Annotated in this window: 21 protein-coding genes; 6 read left to right on the top strand and 15 right to left on the bottom strand. The window is 72.0% G+C overall.

Annotated elements, in window-relative coordinates; genetic code table 11:
- Nucleotides 1-29: 29 nt before the first annotated feature.
- The 3 genes from AAFN69_RS23730 to AAFN69_RS23740 form a co-directional block, all read right to left on the bottom strand.
- The gene (locus tag AAFN69_RS23730) at nt 30-857 is read right to left on the bottom strand and encodes an SAM-dependent methyltransferase (protein WP_347730721.1); all 828 of its coding nucleotides are present in this window, start codon (nt 855-857) and stop codon (nt 30-32) included.
- Between the two features lie 107 nt (nt 858-964).
- Nucleotides 965-1,462, bottom strand: a complete 498-nt coding sequence (locus AAFN69_RS23735) for a hypothetical protein (protein WP_347730722.1) — start codon at nt 1,460-1,462, stop codon at nt 965-967.
- Nucleotides 1,459-1,800, bottom strand: coding sequence for a hypothetical protein (locus AAFN69_RS23740; protein WP_347730723.1), 342 nt, complete (start codon nt 1,798-1,800; stop codon nt 1,459-1,461). The genes AAFN69_RS23735 and AAFN69_RS23740 overlap by 4 nt, the downstream gene beginning before the upstream one ends.
- A 426-nt stretch (nt 1,801-2,226) precedes the next feature.
- Here AAFN69_RS23740 and AAFN69_RS23745 point away from each other — a divergent pair, with 426 nt between their 5' ends.
- A complete protein-coding gene (locus tag AAFN69_RS23745; RefSeq protein WP_347730724.1) occupies nt 2,227-3,453 on the top strand; it encodes an acyl-CoA dehydrogenase family protein in 1,227 nt (408 codons plus the stop codon).
- On the opposite strand, the gene AAFN69_RS23750 is transcribed toward AAFN69_RS23745, so the two are convergent.
- From AAFN69_RS23750 to AAFN69_RS23800, 11 genes are all read right to left on the bottom strand, one after another.
- Nucleotides 3,391-4,092, bottom strand: a complete 702-nt coding sequence (locus AAFN69_RS23750) for a GAF domain-containing protein (RefSeq protein ID WP_347730725.1) — start codon at nt 4,090-4,092, stop codon at nt 3,391-3,393. The genes AAFN69_RS23745 and AAFN69_RS23750 overlap by 63 nt on opposite strands.
- Nucleotides 4,093-4,116: 24 nt before the next feature.
- Nucleotides 4,117-4,647, bottom strand: coding sequence for an ATP/GTP-binding protein (locus AAFN69_RS23755; RefSeq protein ID WP_347730863.1), 531 nt, complete (start codon nt 4,645-4,647; stop codon nt 4,117-4,119).
- A 40-nt stretch (nt 4,648-4,687) separates the two neighbouring features.
- Nucleotides 4,688-5,065 (bottom strand): DUF742 domain-containing protein, encoded by a 378-nt coding sequence (locus AAFN69_RS23760; RefSeq protein ID WP_347730726.1) that lies wholly within the window; start codon nt 5,063-5,065, stop codon nt 4,688-4,690.
- A complete protein-coding gene (locus AAFN69_RS23765; protein ID WP_347730727.1) occupies nt 5,062-5,478 on the bottom strand; it encodes a roadblock/LC7 domain-containing protein in 417 nt (138 codons plus the stop codon). Before AAFN69_RS23765 ends, AAFN69_RS23760 begins: the two co-directional genes overlap by 4 nt.
- Entirely contained in the window at nt 5,475-6,965 is a 1,491-nt protein-coding gene (locus AAFN69_RS23770; RefSeq protein ID WP_347730728.1) for an ATP-binding protein, read from the bottom strand. Before AAFN69_RS23770 ends, AAFN69_RS23765 begins: the two co-directional genes overlap by 4 nt.
- A 351-nt stretch (nt 6,966-7,316) precedes the next feature.
- Nucleotides 7,317-8,828: a hypothetical protein gene (locus AAFN69_RS23775; RefSeq protein WP_347730729.1), complete on the bottom strand. Its 1,512-nt coding sequence runs from the start codon at nt 8,826-8,828 to the stop codon at nt 7,317-7,319.
- A gap of 113 nt (nt 8,829-8,941) precedes the next feature.
- The gene (locus AAFN69_RS23780) at nt 8,942-9,529 is read right to left on the bottom strand and encodes a DUF6624 domain-containing protein (RefSeq protein ID WP_347730730.1); all 588 of its coding nucleotides are present in this window, start codon (nt 9,527-9,529) and stop codon (nt 8,942-8,944) included.
- Nucleotides 9,530-10,054: 525 nt separating this feature from the next.
- Nucleotides 10,055-10,255, bottom strand: coding sequence for a DUF5999 family protein (locus tag AAFN69_RS23785; RefSeq protein ID WP_347730864.1), 201 nt, complete (start codon nt 10,253-10,255; stop codon nt 10,055-10,057).
- Between the two features lie 8 nt (nt 10,256-10,263).
- Nucleotides 10,264-10,626 carry a hypothetical protein gene (locus tag AAFN69_RS23790; protein WP_347730731.1) on the bottom strand — a complete coding sequence of 121 codons (363 nt, stop codon included), beginning with the start codon at nt 10,624-10,626 and terminating at the stop codon, nt 10,264-10,266.
- Between the two features lie 148 nt (nt 10,627-10,774).
- On the bottom strand, nt 10,775-11,635 hold the full coding sequence (locus tag AAFN69_RS23795) for an ATP-binding protein (protein WP_347730732.1): 861 nt from the start codon (nt 11,633-11,635) through the stop codon (nt 10,775-10,777).
- A gap of 92 nt (nt 11,636-11,727) precedes the next feature.
- A complete protein-coding gene (locus AAFN69_RS23800; RefSeq protein WP_347730734.1) occupies nt 11,728-12,243 on the bottom strand; it encodes a hypothetical protein in 516 nt (171 codons plus the stop codon).
- A gap of 204 nt (nt 12,244-12,447) precedes the next feature.
- Between AAFN69_RS23800 and AAFN69_RS23805 the strand changes: the two genes are divergently transcribed.
- Complete coding sequence (locus AAFN69_RS23805; protein ID WP_347730735.1) at nt 12,448-13,830, top strand: Tat pathway signal protein; 1,383 nt, start codon at nt 12,448-12,450, stop codon at nt 13,828-13,830.
- A gap of 101 nt (nt 13,831-13,931) precedes the next feature.
- Here the strand turns inward: AAFN69_RS23805 and AAFN69_RS23810 are convergent, their stop codons facing one another.
- Nucleotides 13,932-14,387: a hypothetical protein gene (locus AAFN69_RS23810; RefSeq protein WP_347730736.1), complete on the bottom strand. Its 456-nt coding sequence runs from the start codon at nt 14,385-14,387 to the stop codon at nt 13,932-13,934.
- Nucleotides 14,388-14,550: 163 nt separating this feature from the next.
- Here AAFN69_RS23810 and AAFN69_RS23815 point away from each other — a divergent pair, with 163 nt between their 5' ends.
- The 4 genes from AAFN69_RS23815 to AAFN69_RS23830 all read left to right on the top strand — a co-directional run bounded on the left by AAFN69_RS23815 (nt 14,551) and on the right by AAFN69_RS23830 (nt 17,833).
- On the top strand, nt 14,551-15,648 hold the full coding sequence (locus AAFN69_RS23815; RefSeq protein WP_347730737.1) for a hypothetical protein: 1,098 nt from the start codon (nt 14,551-14,553) through the stop codon (nt 15,646-15,648).
- 21 nt (nt 15,649-15,669) lie between these two features.
- Complete coding sequence (locus AAFN69_RS23820; RefSeq protein ID WP_347730738.1) at nt 15,670-16,335, top strand: YdcF family protein; 666 nt, start codon at nt 15,670-15,672, stop codon at nt 16,333-16,335.
- Between the two features lie 398 nt (nt 16,336-16,733).
- Nucleotides 16,734-17,627, top strand: coding sequence for a helix-turn-helix transcriptional regulator (locus AAFN69_RS23825; protein WP_347730739.1), 894 nt, complete (start codon nt 16,734-16,736; stop codon nt 17,625-17,627).
- A gap of 8 nt (nt 17,628-17,635) precedes the next feature.
- Nucleotides 17,636-17,833, top strand: coding sequence for a DUF397 domain-containing protein (locus AAFN69_RS23830; protein ID WP_347730740.1), 198 nt, complete (start codon nt 17,636-17,638; stop codon nt 17,831-17,833).
- Nucleotides 17,834-17,932: the final 99 nt, after the last annotated feature.

Below are 17,932 nucleotides of genomic sequence, written 5' to 3' on the forward strand. Positions count from 1 at the left end.
CCCTCTCTCCAGTGGTGGCGGTGCGGGTTTCAGGTCAGGGCGATACCGGCGTAGGTGTGGACGTCGGAGTCGGGGATGCCCAGGGTCTCCGCGTCGCTCTGGTGCCAGCGGTGCACCGGTACCAGACCCGGCTCCACGGGGGTGAGCCCGTCGAAGAAGCGGCTGATGCTCTCGTGGCTACGAGTGCGCGCGAGGACCTTTTCGCCGCGGAGCAGGTCCTCGGCCGCGCGCATGATGTCGGGCGCGAAGGCGTCGGTGACGTGGGAGAAAACCAGGGCACTGCCGGGCGGAAGCGCGTCCGTCAGATACCGGACCGTGGCGTGCGGCTCGTCGGAGTCGGCGAGGAAGTGCACGACCGCGATCAGCAGCAGGGCGACGGGCTGCTGGAAGTCGAGGAACTCCCGCGCCTGGTCGAGGATGCGGTCCGGGTCGCGCACGTCCGCCTCCAGCACACGGGTGGAGCCGTCCCGGCTCCCGCGCATCAGGGCCTCGGCGGGCGCGCGGACCATCGGATCTCGGTCGACGTACAGCACCTGTGAGGTGTCCGGGTGGTGTGCTTCGGCGAGGGTGTGGGTGTGGATCCCGGAATCCGACGGCAGTCCGCAGCCGATGTCGAGGAACTGGCTGATTCCCAGCTCGGCGGCGGCGAATGTCACCGCGCGGTTGTGGAAGAGGCGGTTCTGCCGGGCGATCACCGTCGGTTTGAGGCCGAGCTCGGCCACGCGCGCGGCGATGTCGCGGTCGATGTCGTACGCGGCCCGTTCCTCTCCGCCGCCCTGGTAGGCGGCGTAGAGGCGGGCGGTGCTGGCGGCGGGCCGGTGGGGCGGCGGGATGGTGGGGTCGTGAGGGTGCGTCATGTTCGTGTCCGGGGCTCAGGCGCGGGCGGGGGACAGAGGCCGGCTCATGAGCCGGTGGTGACGGAGTCGCGGGTTCTGTCCGGGACGACGGTGATGCCGCTTCTCTTTCATGCCTCGCGGATGGCGGCGGCCTCGGGTCTCTCCTCCGGTTCGATGCGTCCGGCGGCGGCGGAACTGCCGGTGGTGGCAAGGGCGCGGAGGGTGGCGTGCAGTACGGCCGGGTCGGTGAGGACGGGGCCGGTGTCGGAGTGGCTGATCCATCGCAGGCGATCGCTCTGAGGGTGTGCGGGGTGTGCGGGGAGGGTGAGCCAGGGGCCGCTGATGCGACGGCCCGGCTCGGGCCAGATGGTCTGCTCCGGACCGGTGGGGACCAGCACGTACAGATCGTCGCCTTCGGCCCAGATCGCACCCGGCCGGGCGTGCTGGCGGGCGAGCTCGTCGAGGAGCGGGCCGGTGATCGCGGTGGGCAGATGGACGGCTTCCGCGTGCTGTCCGGTGCGGACCTGGGCCGGGGTGGTGCTGTCCCAGGCGGCGCCGAGGAGCCCGGGACCCGTGTCCTGGGCGCACCCCGATAGAGGGACGGTGGCCGGTGGGGTCGGGGTCACGGCTGTCTCCCGCGGTCGGCGGCCGGATACCCGGCGGTGAAGACGGACAGGGGCAGAGCGGGGAACCGGTCGTCCGCGGCGGCGCAGTCGACGCTGTCGGTCGGCAGGGCGGCTGCGGCGAGCTGGGCGCGGCCCCGGGCGGTGAAGTCGTCCTTGAGACGGGCCAGCGCGCTGATCCGGCCGTTGATCGTCACGGCCGCGACGCCGAGCCCCTGGGCGATGTCCGGGGCGGGCATTCCGGCGGTGAGCTGCCGCAGCAGGAGTGTGGCCGCGAGGTCAAGGCCGGGGGGCGCGGGCAGTTCACGGACAGTCTGGGGGCAGGGGGCGGCAAGGGACACGAGGGGCTCCAAGAGCCGGTGAGATGAGGAGAGGAAGGCGCGAGCGGGCGCGGGGCGCCCTGGGAGGCCCGGCGGCGCGCACCTCCCGGGGGTGCGTTCCCGTACGGGGGTGACGGGGTCGCCGCCGGGCCGGAGCGTCACTGTGCCTGTGGTGGGGCGGTCGGCGCCACTGCCGTGTCCGGTCGTTTCCCGGTCGTCCGGGCATCCGGCGGAAGCCCCGTGCAGGTGCGGTGGCTGCCCGGCGGGCCCGGGGCGGCCGGGAACGACGGGGAATCGACCGCTGGCAGGTGGTGCGGCGATGGGTGGCCCCGGGGCACGGTGTGCTCGCCCGGGAACGGGCCGCCGGCGTCGGCCTCGCTGCGCTCTCCGTCTTGCGGGGGCAGAGGTGGGCGGAGGGCGGCCACGAAACAAGTTGGGGAGTGATGGATGGACGCCTACTTTCTCACCAAGCGGCACCGGACTCTGAGAGAGCGGGTGCGGGACTTCGCCGAGACGGAAGTACGGCCGCTGATAGCGGAGATGGAAGCGGAGCGCCGGGTGCACCATGGTCTGTCACGGCGGATCGCCGAACAGGGCTGGCTGGGCGTGACGATCCCCCAGGAGTACGGCGGGATGGGTGCGGGGCATGTGGCGAAGACCGTCATCGTCGAGGAGCTGGCGCGGGTGAGCGGGGCGATGGGGGCCATGGTCCAGGCGTCGCAGCTGGGGGTCGCCAAGCTGGTGCACTTCGGGACCGAGGAGCAGAAGCGCCGGTGGCTGCCCAGGGTCGCGTCCGGTGAGGTGCTGCCGACGATCGCGGTGACCGAGCATGAGTCGGGTGGGCATGTCGCCGGGATGCGGGCCACCGCGGTCCGGGACGGGGACAGCTACGTCCTGACCGGCCGGAAGGTGTATGTGGGCAACTCGCATGTCGGCGATGTGCACGGGGTGGTGGCCCGGACCGGGCCGGGCTCGCGCGGCCTGACCGCGTTCCTGGTGGAGAGCGGCCGGGACGGGTTCGCCGTGGCCGGGCAGGAGAGCGCGCTCGGGCTGCACGGGTTCAGCTTTGGCGAGCTGGTCTTCACCGGGTGCCGCGTTCCGGTGGAGAACCGGATCGGGCGGGAGGGCGACGGACTGTCGGTGGCCTACTCGTCCAGCATCTTGTACGGGAGGCCAAACTTGACCGCCGTGGCGCTGGGGGTCCACCAGGCGATCCTGGAGGAGACCGTGGCGTTCTGCGCGGAGCGTGAACGGTACGGCAAGCCGCTGCACCATCAGCCGGTGGTCCGTGACCGGATCGGGCGGATCACCTCCCGGCTGATGACCGCCCGTCTGGCCGCCTACCACGCGGTGCATCTGCTGGACCGGGGCCTGGCGTGCGACGCGGAGCTGATGAACGCCAAGCTCGTGGGCGTCGACTCGGCGGTCGACTCGGCGCGGGAGGCGCTGGAGATCCAGGCGGCGGCGGGCCTGTTCACCTCCCGGGAGGTCGGGCGGTATCTGCGCGATGCGCTGCACCTCTTCGCCCCGGCCGGTACGTCCGACGTGCAGCGCCTTCGGCTCGCCCAGATGTCCATGGGACTGGGGGGCGAGCCATGGTCGGGGCGGTTCTCACCGGCTGTCCGGCTCGAGGGGCACCGGCGGACCGAGGAGGAAGCCGCCGTACCGGCCTGATCCGTCGGGATGCGAGGGTGTCTCGCCCCGGCCCGGGTCGTGGTGGGGGATGTCCGGGGGCCGGTCGCCGGGCTGCGCCGGGCGGGTGTGGTCCATAAGGAGTTCCTGGGCTTCCCCGGCGGCTTTCATGATCGCGTGCCACAGAGGGCGGCCGTCCTCGGGGGGCCTCGCCTCGATGTCGATCGCGCACACGGTGCCCAGGACCATCCCGGTGTCCGGCTCCGTCACGGGGGCGCCGACGTAGGAGCGGACGCCGATGCGGTTCGCGGCCTCGTTGAACGCGAGGCGCGGATTGACGCAGACGTCGGGGAGGGTGAGCGACTTGCCGCGGTCCACGACCAGGGAGCAGTAGCCGTGGTCGAGGGGCATGGTGCGGCCCACCGCCGGGAACGGCCGGCCGTCGGGTGTGTGATTGGGTGCGTGGAGGCCGACGAACCGCTGCTCGTCACCGATGAGGTTGAGCATCGAGACGAGCATGCCGGTGCGCTCGGCGACGTCGGTGGCGAACGCGTCGAACGCGGTCAGGGCGGCCGGGGTCGGCTCGGTGAGGCCGAGGGCCTTGAGCCGGGCCATGCGCAGCGGTGTGGCGTCGAGCAAGGCACGGATCTGGTTCAGGCCGGTGCGTGGGTCGAACAGCAACAGGGGCTCCCGGAGAGGGTGGTTTTACAGGGCGCGGGCGCGGGTGAGGGTGTGGCGGACGAGGGTGATCAGCACGTGGTGGGCGGAGGTGCGGTGGCGGGCGTCGCACAGCAGGACCGGGACATCGGGGCCCAGTTGCAGGGCGTGGTGGATCTCGTCGGGGGTGTAGCGGTCGGCGTTCTCGAACTCGTTGACCGCGACGACGAACGGCAGGCGGCGGTCCTCGAAGAAGGCGACCGCGTCGAAGCCGGCCTCGAAGTCACGGGTGTCGATCAGGACCACGGCACCGAGCGCACCGTCGGCGAGGTCTTTCCACAGGAACCGGAACCTCTCCTGTCCCGGCGTCCCGTACAGGAGCAGGATGAGGCCCTGGTCGGCGAGGGTGATGCGTCCGAAGTCCATGGCGACGGTGGTGGTGGTCTTGGGTTCGGGTCCGCGCAGGTGGTCGATCCCTTCGCCGGCGGCGGTCAGGTACTCCTCGGTGCGCAGGGGCTCGAACTCGCTGACCGCGCGGACGAAGGTGGTCTTCCCGACGCCGAACGGGCCGGCGACCACCAGGCGGACGGGGACCATGTCGTAGATGCCATAGGCCGCATCAGAAACGTTCGAGGCCGGCAAGGACGCGCTCCATGAGGCTGATCTCGACGGCGACCGCGGGGGTCTGCCGGGCGGATAGGTGGATGAGGAGCCGGACATCAAGGAGATCGCCGACAAGAATCTTCACCGTCTGGACCGGCAGGTCCAGACGCCCGGACAGCTCGGCCACCGGCATCGGCAGTTCCCGGCACAGGCCGAGCAGCCGGGTGTGCTCGCTCTGCAGGCCGCCTCCGGGGTGGAGGTCGGGGTTGGCGATGACGAGGCTGTCGCGGCCGAGCCCCGCGGGGGCGCTGGTGCGGCCCTGGGTCAGGGAGTATGGCCGCGGGGTCACGGCGTCCTGCTCGACCCAGGGCCGGCTGTCCGGGCGGCCCTTCATCCGGCCTTGGTCTGCCGGACGCTGGTGCCCAGGTGCTGGGGAAGCCGGGCGGCGAGCTGTTCCATCTGGTAAGCGATGGCGGACATGTCGGCGTCGGGGCGGGCCAGGGCCGACAAAAGCGCCTGATCGCCCGCGCGGCCGATCAGGAGAAGGGCGCTGCCGTGGCACAGGATCACCTGTTCGAGGCCGCCGCCGCCGGGCAGGTCCAGGCCGGGGATCCGGTCGAGCCCGCGCCCCAGGGAGGCGACACCACTGACGATGGCACTGATGCGCTCGGCAGCCTCCTGGGCGAGCCCGTGCATCTGCAGGGGGAGCCCGTCGTTACTGGTGACCAGGGCGGCCACGGCGCCCGGGGCGCTGGTGACGAACCCTTCGAGCAGCCAGGCCAGATTGTCGTGACCGGCGTCGGTCATCGCGATTCTCCTCGGGTCGGTGGGACGGAAACAGCGGCGCCCCGCAGCACCTCGGCCGCGGCGACGGCCTCGGCGAGCCCCCGCCTGACTCCTGGCACGCGGGCGGCCTCGGGGGTGGCGGTGGGCGGCGGGGCCGCAGTACGGGTGCGAACCGGCAGCGGCCGGCGCCCCGGCGTACGGGCGGGCAGAGGGGCCGGGCCGGGCGGTGAGGGACGCGGCCCGGACCGCTCCGGAACTGCGGCGTGGGACATGGGCGCGGGAGCGGACGTTGCGGGCTCCGGGGCCCGCAACCCCTCGTCGGGGTCGTCCGGGGGTGGGCTTTTGATCAGGCGCGGGGGCAGGGTCACCGTGGCCCGGTACCCGGCCCCGTCGGTGCGGGAGTCGAGGTGCACGGTGGCACCATGACGGTGGGCGATCACCGCGACGACGATCAGCCCGGTCCGGCCCTCGCGGAGCTGGCCGGCGAGGTCGGCGTTCTCCGGGTGCGCGAGCAGGTCGTTCATCTGCTCGAGCTGGCCTTCGGCCATCGCCAGGGCCCGGTCGTCGATCTCGATGGCCAGTCCGCCGTCCTCGGCGCGCTGCGCCCGGATCTCCACCCGCGTGTCGGGGCGGGAGTAGTCGGCAGCGTTCTCCAGGAGTTCGGCGAGCATGTTCGCGATCTCGACCATGGCGAATCCGGGGATGGTGCCCGGCGGGCAGGAGGTGACCTTCATCCGGGCGTACTGGGCCGTCTCCCCCATGGCGGTGCGCAGGACTTCCTGGATCTCGACCGGGTTGCGGATCTGACGGGGGTGTCCCCCGCCGAGGACCGCGAGGTTCTCGATCGAGCGCCGCAGCAGGGTGACGAGGTTGTCGAGGGCGAACAGCTGGGTCAGTTCGTCCGGGTCCTCGACCGACCGCTCGATCCGGTCGAGCTGTTCCAGCGCGCGCAGCACCAAGCCCTCCAGACGGCGGGCGATGTGCACCAGGATGTCGACCTGCTGGCCCGAGGCCGCCGCCGCGGTCCTCCGGTCCTGGGCCACCGACGCGATCACCGCCCGGGCTTCGTCCTGGCCGCGCATGATCTGCCGCTCCAGCTTGATGAGCGGCTCGTGCCCGGCGGGCAGCACACGCGGCCGGGGCAACGCCGGCTGCTCCCCCTGCTGGATTCGTTCCGCCAAGTGGCTCACGTCCCAGCGGCCCTGCTCGGCCAGGGTCAGCAGACGACGGACCGTGTCCCGCTCCTGTTCCTGCTCCTGTTCCTGCTGGGGTGGGGGCGCGGGAGAGGGCGGTGGGGAAGCGGTCCGCCGCCAGGATGTCAGCAGTGCCGCCCCGCTCAGGCCCGACACCAGCGTCCACGCGGCCGCCGGAGGCAGAAGATGCGGGGCGGCCAGGGACAGCCCGGCAGCGCCGATGGTCCCGGCCAGCGACACCGCGGCGGGGGTGATCGCCGCAGAGCGGGCGTCGCCAGTGCGGCGGTGGCGTGCGCGCGTCCGCGGCTCAGCCATGCCGGCCCCCGGAACCGGCAGCGGGCGGCCCACCAAGGGCCAGCGGACAGGAGGAAGGGAACATCACATGCCTCAAGAGGTGACGGGAGAACGGCTGAAGACACGAGCAGCACGCCGTGAGCGCGAAACGCGGACGGTGCCCGGGGTGTCGGGGCACTACAGCAGGAACGGTCCGATCGCCGCCACGGCCCGGGGCGGTCGATTCCCGGTCGCCCCGCACCGGCCCGACGGCCCCGCACGGCCCGTGCGCTGGGCCGACAGCCGTCCGGGAGACCCGCCGGGACGCGGGGGCGACGCCGATCCGACCGGTCACAGCCCACTCGGCGACTGCTTCGCGACGGTCTCTGTTCGTCATGGTTCGAGGTCGCCGAGCCGGGCCAGGGACGCCTCCAGTCCGCCCGTGTGCAGGAGATGGCTGCGGGTGCGAACGAGCCCCCCGATGCCCGTCGCGGTCAGTTCGCGGCACCGCCCGGCGAGCCACGCGCCGTCCAGCTCCAGATACTCGGCCAGGCGCCGCAGTCGGCCCGTGCTGTCGTTGGCCGCGATGACGCTGTGGGCCCGCGCGTGGGCGACCGCCCCCGCGTACAGGCCGACCCGCGCCGGATCCTCCGCCGTCGCGGCCGCGCAGATCCCGTCCCCCCTCGGCATCCAGTTCCCCACCACCGCCGTACGCTCCGCCACCACGAGCACCTCCTCCATCGCTGTGTAGGCCGGGTCGTCCGACACTGCTATCGCGATCCCCCGCGACTCCAGAAGCGCGGCGAACAGCAGCAGCAGCACCCGCTCGTACGGTTCGCTGCCCTTCACCGCCTTCTCCGGCAGACACACCGCCACCTGCCCCGGACCGGACCCGCCCGGTGGCCGCAGCAGGTCGAGCACCCGCATCCGGTCCTTCAACAGCAGCCACGCCGCCGCTTCCGGCCCGCTGCGGCACTGCGACCACAGCACCGGCACCACCCCGCTCCCCGCGAGGTGCCGCTCGGCGTGCACCGCGCACACATGGGATCCGAGCCACACCGCGCCCGCCGACGACAACCCCGGCAGCGCCGACCGGGCGAAGCCCGTCCGCACCACCGCGCCCCGCTCCAGCCGCTCCCGTTCCCCGGCCAGCATCACGTCATCGGCCTGGAGCCAGTCGTCGAAGCAGAGCGCCGCCCACATCAGCGCGTAGGTGAGGTGATCGAGCCGGTAGGCGTCCGGGACCTTCAGATCACGGACGAACGGCAGCGCCGTCGCCTCCCGCGCCGCCGTGCTGTCCATCAGGTAGAAGGCGTCCCGGCCCCGCCCGCCCAGCGACGCGAACACCAGAGCCCGCCGCGCGGGACGGGTGAACACCCGCACATGCTCCAAGTCCTCCTCACCGATGACGACCACCCCACCGGCGGCCGGCCGCGCCTCGTAGGCGGCGGCCGCCACCTGCGTCCCGTCGAAGACGCCTCCGTCTCCGCCGTTCAGATGCCATACCCCTCCGCCCCCGGGCGGCGCCGCCAGGAACAACGAGGACGTCGGCATCCTGTGGTCCAGTTGGTATGCGGCCGACAGTGTTTGTGGATGCGGAGCCCGCAGGGCGGTGTACTCCACGTTCACCGGCGCCGGCTGGAGCAGCGTCGTCACGTCGACGCCGAACAGGAACTCCAGCACGCTGGCGAAGTCCCCGGTGGGCTCCTGCTTCCCCTGCCGCCAGCGCCGGTAGGTGGTCTCCGTGAGCTCCAGACCCCGCAACCTGGGGTTCTTCAGCTCCCGAGCGGCCTTCTGCCCGGCGTCCTTGAACTGTGACCGGAACACCCGGTACGGCGTCCACTTGTACTTGTCCAACAGCGCGTCCAGCAGCGTCGGCGGGCGCGTCGTGTCGGGCGGGTGCATGAGCGAGACGATCCTTCCTCAGCCCCACCTGCGGGCGGGACACATGTGTACGAACGAGAACCCGGGCCGAAAGCCTGGAGGCAGGAATCGGACGACGCGAGGGCCCGGAGAGTTCAGGCGGCCGTCTGCGCGGCCGGTTCATGGAACACGGCTCCGACCAGGGGCTCGAAGCCCGCGTCGGCACGCCGTACGGCCAGCAGGCCGGGTTCCTCCACCGGCCACAGCACCCCCGCCCCGGGCGGACGCACCTGCTGCTGGGTCCCGTACCACTGGCGCTGCCCCTCCAGCACGCACGCCCGGTCGTGCAGCAGCAGCCGGAACACCGGCACCGCTTCACCGTTCCTCAGCGGCACCTCCATCACCCGCAGCAGCCTTCGAAGGAACGTGGCCTCACCGCACAGCAGCGCGATCTCCAGCGCCGCCAGCGACCCCTCGGCCCCGACCAGGCCGAACCCCGGCCACCCGTGGACCTCGATGATCCGCCGCAGCGCCCGCACGTGAGACGTGGTCAGCATCGTCAGCGCGGGCTGGGGACCGTCGCCGTCCTGCCGCGCGTCGGCCCGCCAGGCCCTCGCGGCCTCCGCCCGGCCGGTCAGATCCGCCGTGATCCCCGGCCTCGGCGGCTGCCGCTCCGGTAGACGCCGGCACGCGGTGCGGGCCGCCGCCAGGTCGACCGGGCGGACCTCCCACAGGTCTCCCACCTCCGCAGCCGGCTCCGGGCTTCCCGGCGGAATCGCACGGCCGGTGGCACGGCGGGTGTTCTCGCCGCCGCATACCGGGCCCTGGGCCGCATGAAGGGAGCGGAACAGGAGCCGGCGGATCCATCCCCTGCCGCACGATCCCGGACACCCCCCGGACGCTGCAGACATGAAACCACTCCAATTGCTATTAAATGGGGTGCTCAATGGCGAAGTTGACCCGCGCGGCCTGTCAGCAGCGTGGGGAATCAGAGAGGGCGGGCCGGTGCTTGCGCCGGGATGTGCGGGCCCGTGCGCAAGCACCGGGAGCGGATGCTCGTCCGCCGGGCACCTTGCCCGCTTCTCCACCCTCAAGGAGGCGCGGGACAGGACGAACGGCGGACCCATGTGAAAGGGCCGTGCTGGCAACGGCTGGGGTGGCTCCGGACCGGAACGGGTCCGGGCCCCGCGCCGGTACGGCCCGTGGCTTCTACGGCGGCCGACCCCGGTAGCGGACAGAGGCCCGGGGCGGCGGCGCGGGCAGGCGCCTCATACCGCGGCCACCGACCGGGGAGGAACACGCAGCGCGCCTTCAGCCGGGCCGTTCGGGAGGACGCATCCACCGTCGTCGAAGCAAATGACCCCGTTGCAACGGACCGCCCAGCCCTGGGACTCCTGGGCAGCCACCGTTTGAGCAGCACCCCGGTCCGGGGCGTCCGCCGCCGGGCATCGGGGCTGGTGCCCGCACACGTCGCCGGTCACCGTGCACCACCCGCGACCGCCGGGCGGCACGCGGACCGCAGCACGCCCGGCTCCGGATACGTCAGCACCGCGAGCTCCCGTATCTCCTCCGCGCACCGCACCACCGCGATCAGCGCCCGCAGGCCCCGGCCCCGCCGGCACCGGGCGAGCAGCAGCTCCGCACGCTCTGCGACCTCCCTCGCCCGTTCGGCGAACGGCCCTCGTTCCGCGATCGGGAGCAGCCGGCGCACATGGCGCGCGAGTTCGCGGCGCCGCCGCGCGATTCCCCACCGGGTGCAGGACAAGCGGTGGTCAGGGTCGAGGATCCGTGCGGTGCGGGCCAGCGCCCACCGGGCGGCCGGCTTCACCCCGGGGGGCATCACCCTCGGTACCACCGCAGGCGGCGCGGGCAGCGGCCGAACTGCCCAGTTGGCTGTCGGCACGAGGGCCGGCGGCGGAGTGACGGGTAAGCGGGCGGGGAGAAGGGCGGGCATGCACATGCGGAGGGCTCCCTACAGAGGAACGTGATCAGTGGTTCGCCGCGGCTCGCGCGGGCGGCGGCGACAGGACGCTGGTGGGGGTGGGCGCGGCTGGGGCCTGGCCGCAGTGGGGGATCCGCATCCAGACGCTCTTCCCGGGACGGGAGGCGAAGCGGGTGTAGCCCCAGCGTTTGGTCACTTCGGTGACCAGGCGCATGCCCCGGCCGCTGTCGTCTCCGTGGCCGGGGGACCGCAGGCAGGGCGGTTCGGCGGAGGAGTCCTCCACCGCCACGCACAGCATGTTGGGCCCGCGTTCGAGCGTCAGCGTGACCAGGTCGCCAGGCCGGGAGCCGTGGATGATCGCGTTGGTGACGAGCTCCGAGACGGCGACCAGCAGGTGAAAATGCAGAACCTCGCCCAGGCCCTCTTGCAGCGGTTCGAGAAAGCGCTGGGCCAGGTGCCGGGCGTGCGTGACGTGGACATCCAGTGCCGGGAAGACTGCGCAGCACATCCCCGGGAATTGGCCGCCGCCCTGCGCACCCGCCAAGGTTGCAGACGGCTCGGGAGCACGCCACTCCCGGATCCAGTCCTGGTCCTCCCACGGTTCGGGCCGCAGCGCCGTCACCCGGCTGTCGTACAACCGCCCCAGAGATGCGGCGTGGCGGCCCTCGCTGCAGCCGAGATCGGCCCGGGAACGGACGACGAGCGTACTGTCACCGCTCGTCAGCAGGGGTGCGACGGAGGCCCAGCCACGGCGGCCGTCGAGCGGGCTCCTGCGAGCGGCGGTGTCGGCGACCATCGCCCGGACTGTCATCCCCCGCGCCTCCGCAGCGCCGACCAGGTCGTCGGCAGCCACTATCGACGCGGCGGCATCCGGCTCGCAGACGTACACGATTGCGGTTGTCGACATGGTGGTCATGGCGGTCCCTCCGGAAAGCGGGCGAGGTTCGGGAAGCAGCGCGGCCGCAGGTCACGCGGGCCAGGGGGCGTCCCGGAGCGGGGCTAGTGGCGGATGGCCGGATCGGCGAGGAGAGTGAGGTGCCGCACGAGCACCCGGGCGTCCGGCGGGACCACCGGACGCCGTGTCGAGACGTCCCACGGCGGCGTCTCCCAGCGGAGCCCGCCCGTCGGCGGCACCGGCACGAGCTGCTCCCCGGACAGCACCCGGGCACCCGGGACCGTGACGCCGGTCCCGGCCCGCACGAAGAAGATCCTCTCCGCGCCTGCGATCAGGCACGGGACCACGGCACCGGTGCGCCCCTGGTCCTCGTCCCGCTTCAGAGCCAGGACCGCCCCCCGGCCCACTGCGGCAGGGACCGCCACAGCGTCGAATCGCGTCCCGCACACCGTGCTCCACACCGCGCCCGGCAACTTCGCCTGCACGGACAGGACATCTTGCGGCGCCACCGGCTCACGGTCGGCGAGCAGCGGCCAGCCCAGCACCCCGATGCAGGCGGTCAGGAGACCGTCGGCGTCGGCGGAGCGCGGGGGCCAGGGGGACGTCGTCGTCGTTTCCATGCTGTTCCTCAAGGGAAGGGTCGAAGAGCCGTATTCGGAGCTGTGACTGCCATGCGGTAGCGATGAGTTTCCGCCACGGGCGTCACAGGAATCGTGTGGCGCCGCTACGGTGAGCAAACCGTGGCCGGGGGCTGCCGGGTACCCCCGCGAGGGCACGGGTGCTGCTAAAGCTGCTAAAGATCGTTTTCTGCACGGGGGTGAACCGTGGCACGCACACGCAATACGCTGCTGGCAGCCGTGATCCGGGAAATCGGCTGGTCCCAGGAACAGACAGCAGCCCACTACCGCCGGGTGGCCGCGGAATCCGGCGTCGTCGAGCTGACAGCCATCACGCGCTCGCACATCTCGCAGTGGGTCCTGGGCTCCCGCCCGGAGCCCAAGGCAGCGGGCATGCTGCGCGAGACGCTCTCGCGAGGGCTCCGGCGCGGCCTTACCCTGGCGGAGATCGGCCTCGAAGACGCCGGCCACGCAGAGCCCGACTGGAGCTCCGACACCACGAGCACACTGCTCGAACTGGGGGACATCGAGATGGACATGGGACGCCGCAAGGCCCTGGCGACCTCCGCGTACTCCGTCGCCGCACTCGGCCTGCCCCTCAGCGCCTGGTGGGACGCGGCGGCCGAGCGCGCCGGACAGCGCCGTCCCCGCTCCGGCTCCACGGTGACCGCCGCCGACGTCGACAGCGTCCGTGAGATGTCCGCGTTCTTCTCCCAGCGTGAGCAGAAACGCGGTGGCGCGGACGGCCGCACGGCCCTCGTCGCCTACCTCCGCACCGAAGTCGCAGCCCACCTCAACCGCCACCCGGCCAGCGAGCCTATCCGCCGCAGCCTGCACTCCGCCGCCGCCGAGATGGCCTACCTCGCCGGCTGGACCGCCTTCGACACCCGCGAACACCGGGTCGCGCAGAACTGGTTCACCCTCGGCGTCCGACTCGCCGCCGAAGCCGACGACCCCGCCCTGGCCGGCCACATCCTCCGGGCCATGGCCCACCAGGCCGCCGACCTCGGCCACGGCCACGAAGCCGTCAACCTCGCCACCGCCTCCATCGAACGCAAGCGCTACACCTCGGCCGGCCCCCGCGAACGCGCCCTCATCGGCGTCGTCCACGCCCGCGCCCTGGCCGCCGACGGACAACGCCGCGAAGCCCTCACCTCCCTGCGCCGCGCCGAGGACGACCTCACCGCCGCAGACCCCGACCCCGGCGCTGAGCCGAGCCGCGTCTTCTTCTTCGGCGAGGCATCCCTCGCCTCCCAGACCGCGCATACCCTCGCCGCCCTCGGCGACCTCAAGGGCGCCGCCGAGCAGTTCACCCGCAGCGTCAACACCCGCCGCACCAAAGCCTTCGCCCGCACCCACAGCGTCACCCTCGGATACCTCGGCACCGTCCAGGCACGCCAAGGACACCTGGACACCGCCATCGGCACCTGGGGACACTCCCTCGACGCCATGGCCGGCATCAACTCCGGCCGGGCGAAGGAAACGGTCATCCAAATACGCCGCTCCCTCAGCCCCTACCGCAACCGGGGCAACCAAGCCGCCACCGAACTCGACGACCGGGCCCGGCAGGTCCTGCGCACCGCAGTCTGAATCCGGCCAGACACTCCAGTTCTGAGCCGTAGTGGCGAGAGTGCCGACCACGCGACTTGACCCCGCAGCGTTCTGCTCGGACACAGAGCGGTCCGGAGCCCTCACCACAGAGGGCACGGCACAGCCTCCGTTGCTCGGTCCCGCGCTCCGGAGAGGATCTTGGGAGCCTGGGCTCCGGCGTGGCTTGGTGGACGGCCGCTGGACACGGCGGCCGGGGCGGGGCTGCGGAGGGTGAGTATGTGCGCTCCGGTCCGGACGATCCGTGCGCGCCGGGCGTCGGCCTGGTGCGCGGGTCCGAGATGGGCCGGCGAGGGAAGGACGACGCCGTAGCCGCCGGAGTCGGACAGGGCATCGAGCAGCGTGGTGAACGCGGCTCCCGCAGCGTCCCCGGAGTCGTCGGTGAAGACATCGGTGAGGGCGAGTTCGCGGTCCTGGCAGTAGACGGACAGCGCCTTCCGGAGGGCGGCGTGCCGGGCCGGCGAGTCGCATAGGGTCCCGCGGAGGAAGCCGTAGACCGTCGGCAGCGGAACCGGGCGCAGTTCGGTGAGCGACCCCATGATGACCACCCCGGAGAGTCCAGTAGGAACAGGGGAGATCCAGCTTGGCGCCGCCGGACGCGCCGCCCAATGAACCGGTGTGGCACTTGCGTGGCACTTGCGTCCTCCCCCGGACCGTCGACGTGGTTCGATGACCGCGGTACGAGAGCGTGGGGAGCGGCCTGTGGCGACCGTGCATCACTGGACCGGGCTGGAGGCCCGGGCGCTGCGACTCGCGCTGCGCATGAGCGTGCGGTCCTTCGCCGACCACCTGGGCGTCGGCGTCCGGACCATCTCGAAGTGGGAGAACCTCCGCACCGCGACACAGCCCCGCCCGGACACTCAGGCCATCCTGGACACCACCCTCGCGCGCGCCGACGCCGCCGCGCACCTGCGCTTCGAGACCTTCCTGGCGGAGGAAGCCCCGTCGGCGGGGCCTTCGCCGCGGGCAGGCCGGGTGACGCTCAGCCGGGCGTCCGGCGCGGATCTGGAGGCGTGGGCCGACGACCTCGACCGCACCGTCATCGCCCTCGCGCGTCAGGACTTCACCTTCGCTGACAGCCTCATCCGCCGCTGGACCCACCGCTTCCCGGCCACCGCCCTGGACGACCGCGGCCTCTACCTGCTGGCCCGCTCCACCACGCTCCTCGGTGATCTCAAGCGCGACCAGGGCTCCGTGATCGGCCCGCTGTCCGCCACCAGCGACTACACCGCCGCCCGGTCCCTCTACAGCCAGCTCGGCATCCCGCGCCGGATCGCCCAGATCGACCTGTCGCTCGCCGTCACCACGGAGATGTCCGGCCGGCTCACCGACGCGGCCAGCCAGTACGAGACCCTCACAGCCGATCCACGGCTCGCATCCCGCGACCGGGCCCGCGCACGGCTGTGGGTGGGCACCGCCCTCAGTAAGCATGGTGACAACGCCTACGCCGCCCAGGTGATGACCACGGCCGCACGCGACTTCGAGGCGTTGGACGAGCCGGAGGACTGGTCGACCGCCCACCAGAAGATCGCCCTCGCCCACCGCGGCGCCGGCGACCTCACCGCCGCCCTGCACTGCATCGGCATCGCCCGCACGACCGCCCGCCCCGACGCCCCTCTGCCGCAGGTCCGCCTCGACACTGCCTACGGCCACATCCTTGTCAGCGACCCGGCCACCCGGGAGGAAGGGCTGCGCGTCCTCGACGGCGCCGCGCACACCGCGGCCCGCGTCGGCCTGCGTCACCAGCTCACCGCGATCGACACGATCCGCATCCATGCCCAGACCGGGCTCCGACCCTGAACGACGAGAAGAAGGACACCCGTGAGCAGCACCCGGCAGACGATCACCACCGCGCAGCGGAACCAGGCCCGCCTGATCTGGGACTACCACCAGATGGGCCACGACCTCAGTCCCGCTGACGTCGCGATCGGCCTGGGCAGCCACGACCTCGGCGTCGCCACCACCACCGCCAACCTCTACCACCAGGGCCTGGCGAAGACCATCGTGTTCACGGGCGGGAACAGCGCCACCACCCGCGCCCGGTTCCCCCGCGGTGAAGCGGTTCACTACCGCGAGCACGCCCTCACCCTCGGCGTCCCCGATCACGCCATCCATGTCGAGCCGCACGCCGCGAACACCGGCGAGAACATTGCTCTCAGCCGCGATTTGCTCACCCACGCCGGCATCGAGGCCCGGACGGTGCTGCTGGTCACCAAGCCGTACATGCAGCGCCGCAGCTACGCCACCACCCGGCACGTATGGCCCGACGTGGACATCGTCTGCGCATCGGAAGTGCTGACCTTGGAGAGCTACCTGGAGGCCATCGGCGACCACAAGCTGGTGGTGGACATGCTGGTCGGCGATCTCCAGCGCGTTATCGAGTACCCGAAGCTCGGCTTCGCCGCCCCGCAAGATGTCCCCGCTGATGTCCAGACCGCGTACGCCGAGCTGGTGGAGGCCGGGTTCACCAGCCGTCTCCTGGCCTGATCCCAGGATGCTCCCCCCGCTCCAGTTCGCTGCGGGCTCGGCCGTATCCGGGAAGTGATCTTCCAGCCGAACCGGACAGTGCGGCCCGCTTGACGCCGAAAGGCGGCTCAGGGCACGCGGTTGGTCTGGTGCCACAATCAGCCTCCGCTCTTGACGCGTTCCGCTGCGGGTGTGCCCTTCCCCGTCTTCAGTCGCCAGGCGGATCGGGTGAACAACCGGAGTCTGACGCGCGCACCGCTCACCGTGTAACTCTCACGGCGGGAGTGTCCGCATGAGCGAGCCGGGGCGTATGCCCCTGTCACGGGCGAGCAGTGTTCCGCCGTGTAACTTCCTTATGGCCGTCAACGCGCGCCGGACAGAGGGGCATATGGCCTCAGACACGACTTAAGGGGTACGTCATGACCAGCACGCCCCGTACGCGGCGCAGTCCCGAGCCGGCCGGGCCGAACGCGCGGCGCCGCCAGCTCGGCTACCGGCTCCTGGAACTGCGCAACGCCACCGGTATGAGCGCCGAGCAGGCAGGCGAAGCGGCTGGGATCTCCAAGGCCACTGTCTCCCGGTATGAACGCACCAAGGGCACCGTCCGCTGGAATCAGGTCGACCAGCTCTGCCGGGTCTACGGCGTGTCCGACACCGAACGGGCCCAGCTCGTGGAGCTGGCGAAGAACTCCAAGAACACCGACGGCTGGTGGGTGCCGTTCGCCGGGAGGCTCAAGAAGCCCATGCTGCTGCTCCTGGCACTGGAGGACGAGTCCCTTTCGATCCGCCACCACTCCGTCGGCGTCGTCCCCGGGCTGCTCCAGACCCTGGACTACGCCCGGGGAATCAAAGTCGCTGACCAGGGGCTGACCGCCGAGGAGACGGAGGAGCATCTGCGGATGAGGATCCAGCGACAGCACATCCTCGACCGCGCCTCTCCGCCCGAGTACCGGGTCATCCTGGACGAGGCGGTGCTGCGCCGGGCCGTGGGCGGCCCCGAGGTGATGGCCGCCCAGTGCGAGCACCTGCTGAAACGGGGCCAGGAACCGCACATCACGATCCGCGTACTGCCGTTCTCCGCCGGCGCACTGGTGGCGGGCCTCAGCTCCTTCATCGTCTTCGCGGGCACCGACCCCGCCCTGGACACCGTCTTCGTCGAGAGCCAGGTGGGCAGCCTCTTCCTCGAAACCCCCACCGAGCGCGACCGCTACCGGCGCGACTTCGACGCCCTGTGCCAGGAGGCACTGGACCCCAACGCCTCGGCATCCCTGATCGCCAAGGCGGCCCACACCCACCTTCATCCCAGCGAGTGAGGAACATCGTGCAACCCCTGAACTGGCGCACCAGCAGCTACAGCGGCGCCCCCGACAACGAATGCGTGGAGGTCGCCGCCACTCCCGACGACGTGCACGTGCGGGACACCAAGGACCGCACCCTGCCCGGTTTCGCCGTGCCCGCGACGGCGTGGGGTGCATTCACCACGGCCCTCACAGACGGCCGCTTCGGCCAGGCGCGCTGACCGAACCGTACGGCCACCGGCCCACCGCGTCCCAACTGCGCGGTGGGCCGTACTCATGTACGGACCAGGCGCCCGGGGCGATGCCCACCCTCGAAAGGC

This window comes from Streptomyces sp. CAU 1734 (assembly GCF_039888735.1).
Lineage (GTDB): Bacteria > Actinomycetota > Actinomycetes > Streptomycetales > Streptomycetaceae > Streptomyces.

Coding starts and splice junctions, on each gene's coding strand:
- AAFN69_RS23730 (WP_347730721.1), bottom strand. CDS start 857: ATGACGCACCCTCACGACCCCACCATCCCGCCGCCCCACCGGCCCGCC.
- AAFN69_RS23745 (WP_347730724.1), top strand. CDS start 2,227: ATGGACGCCTACTTTCTCACCAAGCGGCACCGGACTCTGAGAGAGCGG.
- AAFN69_RS23760 (WP_347730726.1), bottom strand. CDS start 5,065: ATGAAGGGCCGCCCGGACAGCCGGCCCTGGGTCGAGCAGGACGCCGTG.
- AAFN69_RS23765 (WP_347730727.1), bottom strand. CDS start 5,478: ATGACCGACGCCGGTCACGACAATCTGGCCTGGCTGCTCGAAGGGTTC.
- AAFN69_RS23770 (WP_347730728.1), bottom strand. CDS start 6,965: ATGGCTGAGCCGCGGACGCGCGCACGCCACCGCCGCACTGGCGACGCC.
- AAFN69_RS23775 (WP_347730729.1), bottom strand. CDS start 8,828: ATGCACCCGCCCGACACGACGCGCCCGCCGACGCTGCTGGACGCGCTG.
- AAFN69_RS23790 (WP_347730731.1), bottom strand. CDS start 10,626: ATGCCCCCCGGGGTGAAGCCGGCCGCCCGGTGGGCGCTGGCCCGCACC.
- AAFN69_RS23795 (WP_347730732.1), bottom strand. CDS start 11,635: ATGTCGACAACCGCAATCGTGTACGTCTGCGAGCCGGATGCCGCCGCG.
- AAFN69_RS23800 (WP_347730734.1), bottom strand. CDS start 12,243: ATGGAAACGACGACGACGTCCCCCTGGCCCCCGCGCTCCGCCGACGCC.
- AAFN69_RS23810 (WP_347730736.1), bottom strand. CDS start 14,387: ATGGGGTCGCTCACCGAACTGCGCCCGGTTCCGCTGCCGACGGTCTAC.
- AAFN69_RS23825 (WP_347730739.1), top strand. CDS start 16,734: ATGACCAGCACGCCCCGTACGCGGCGCAGTCCCGAGCCGGCCGGGCCG.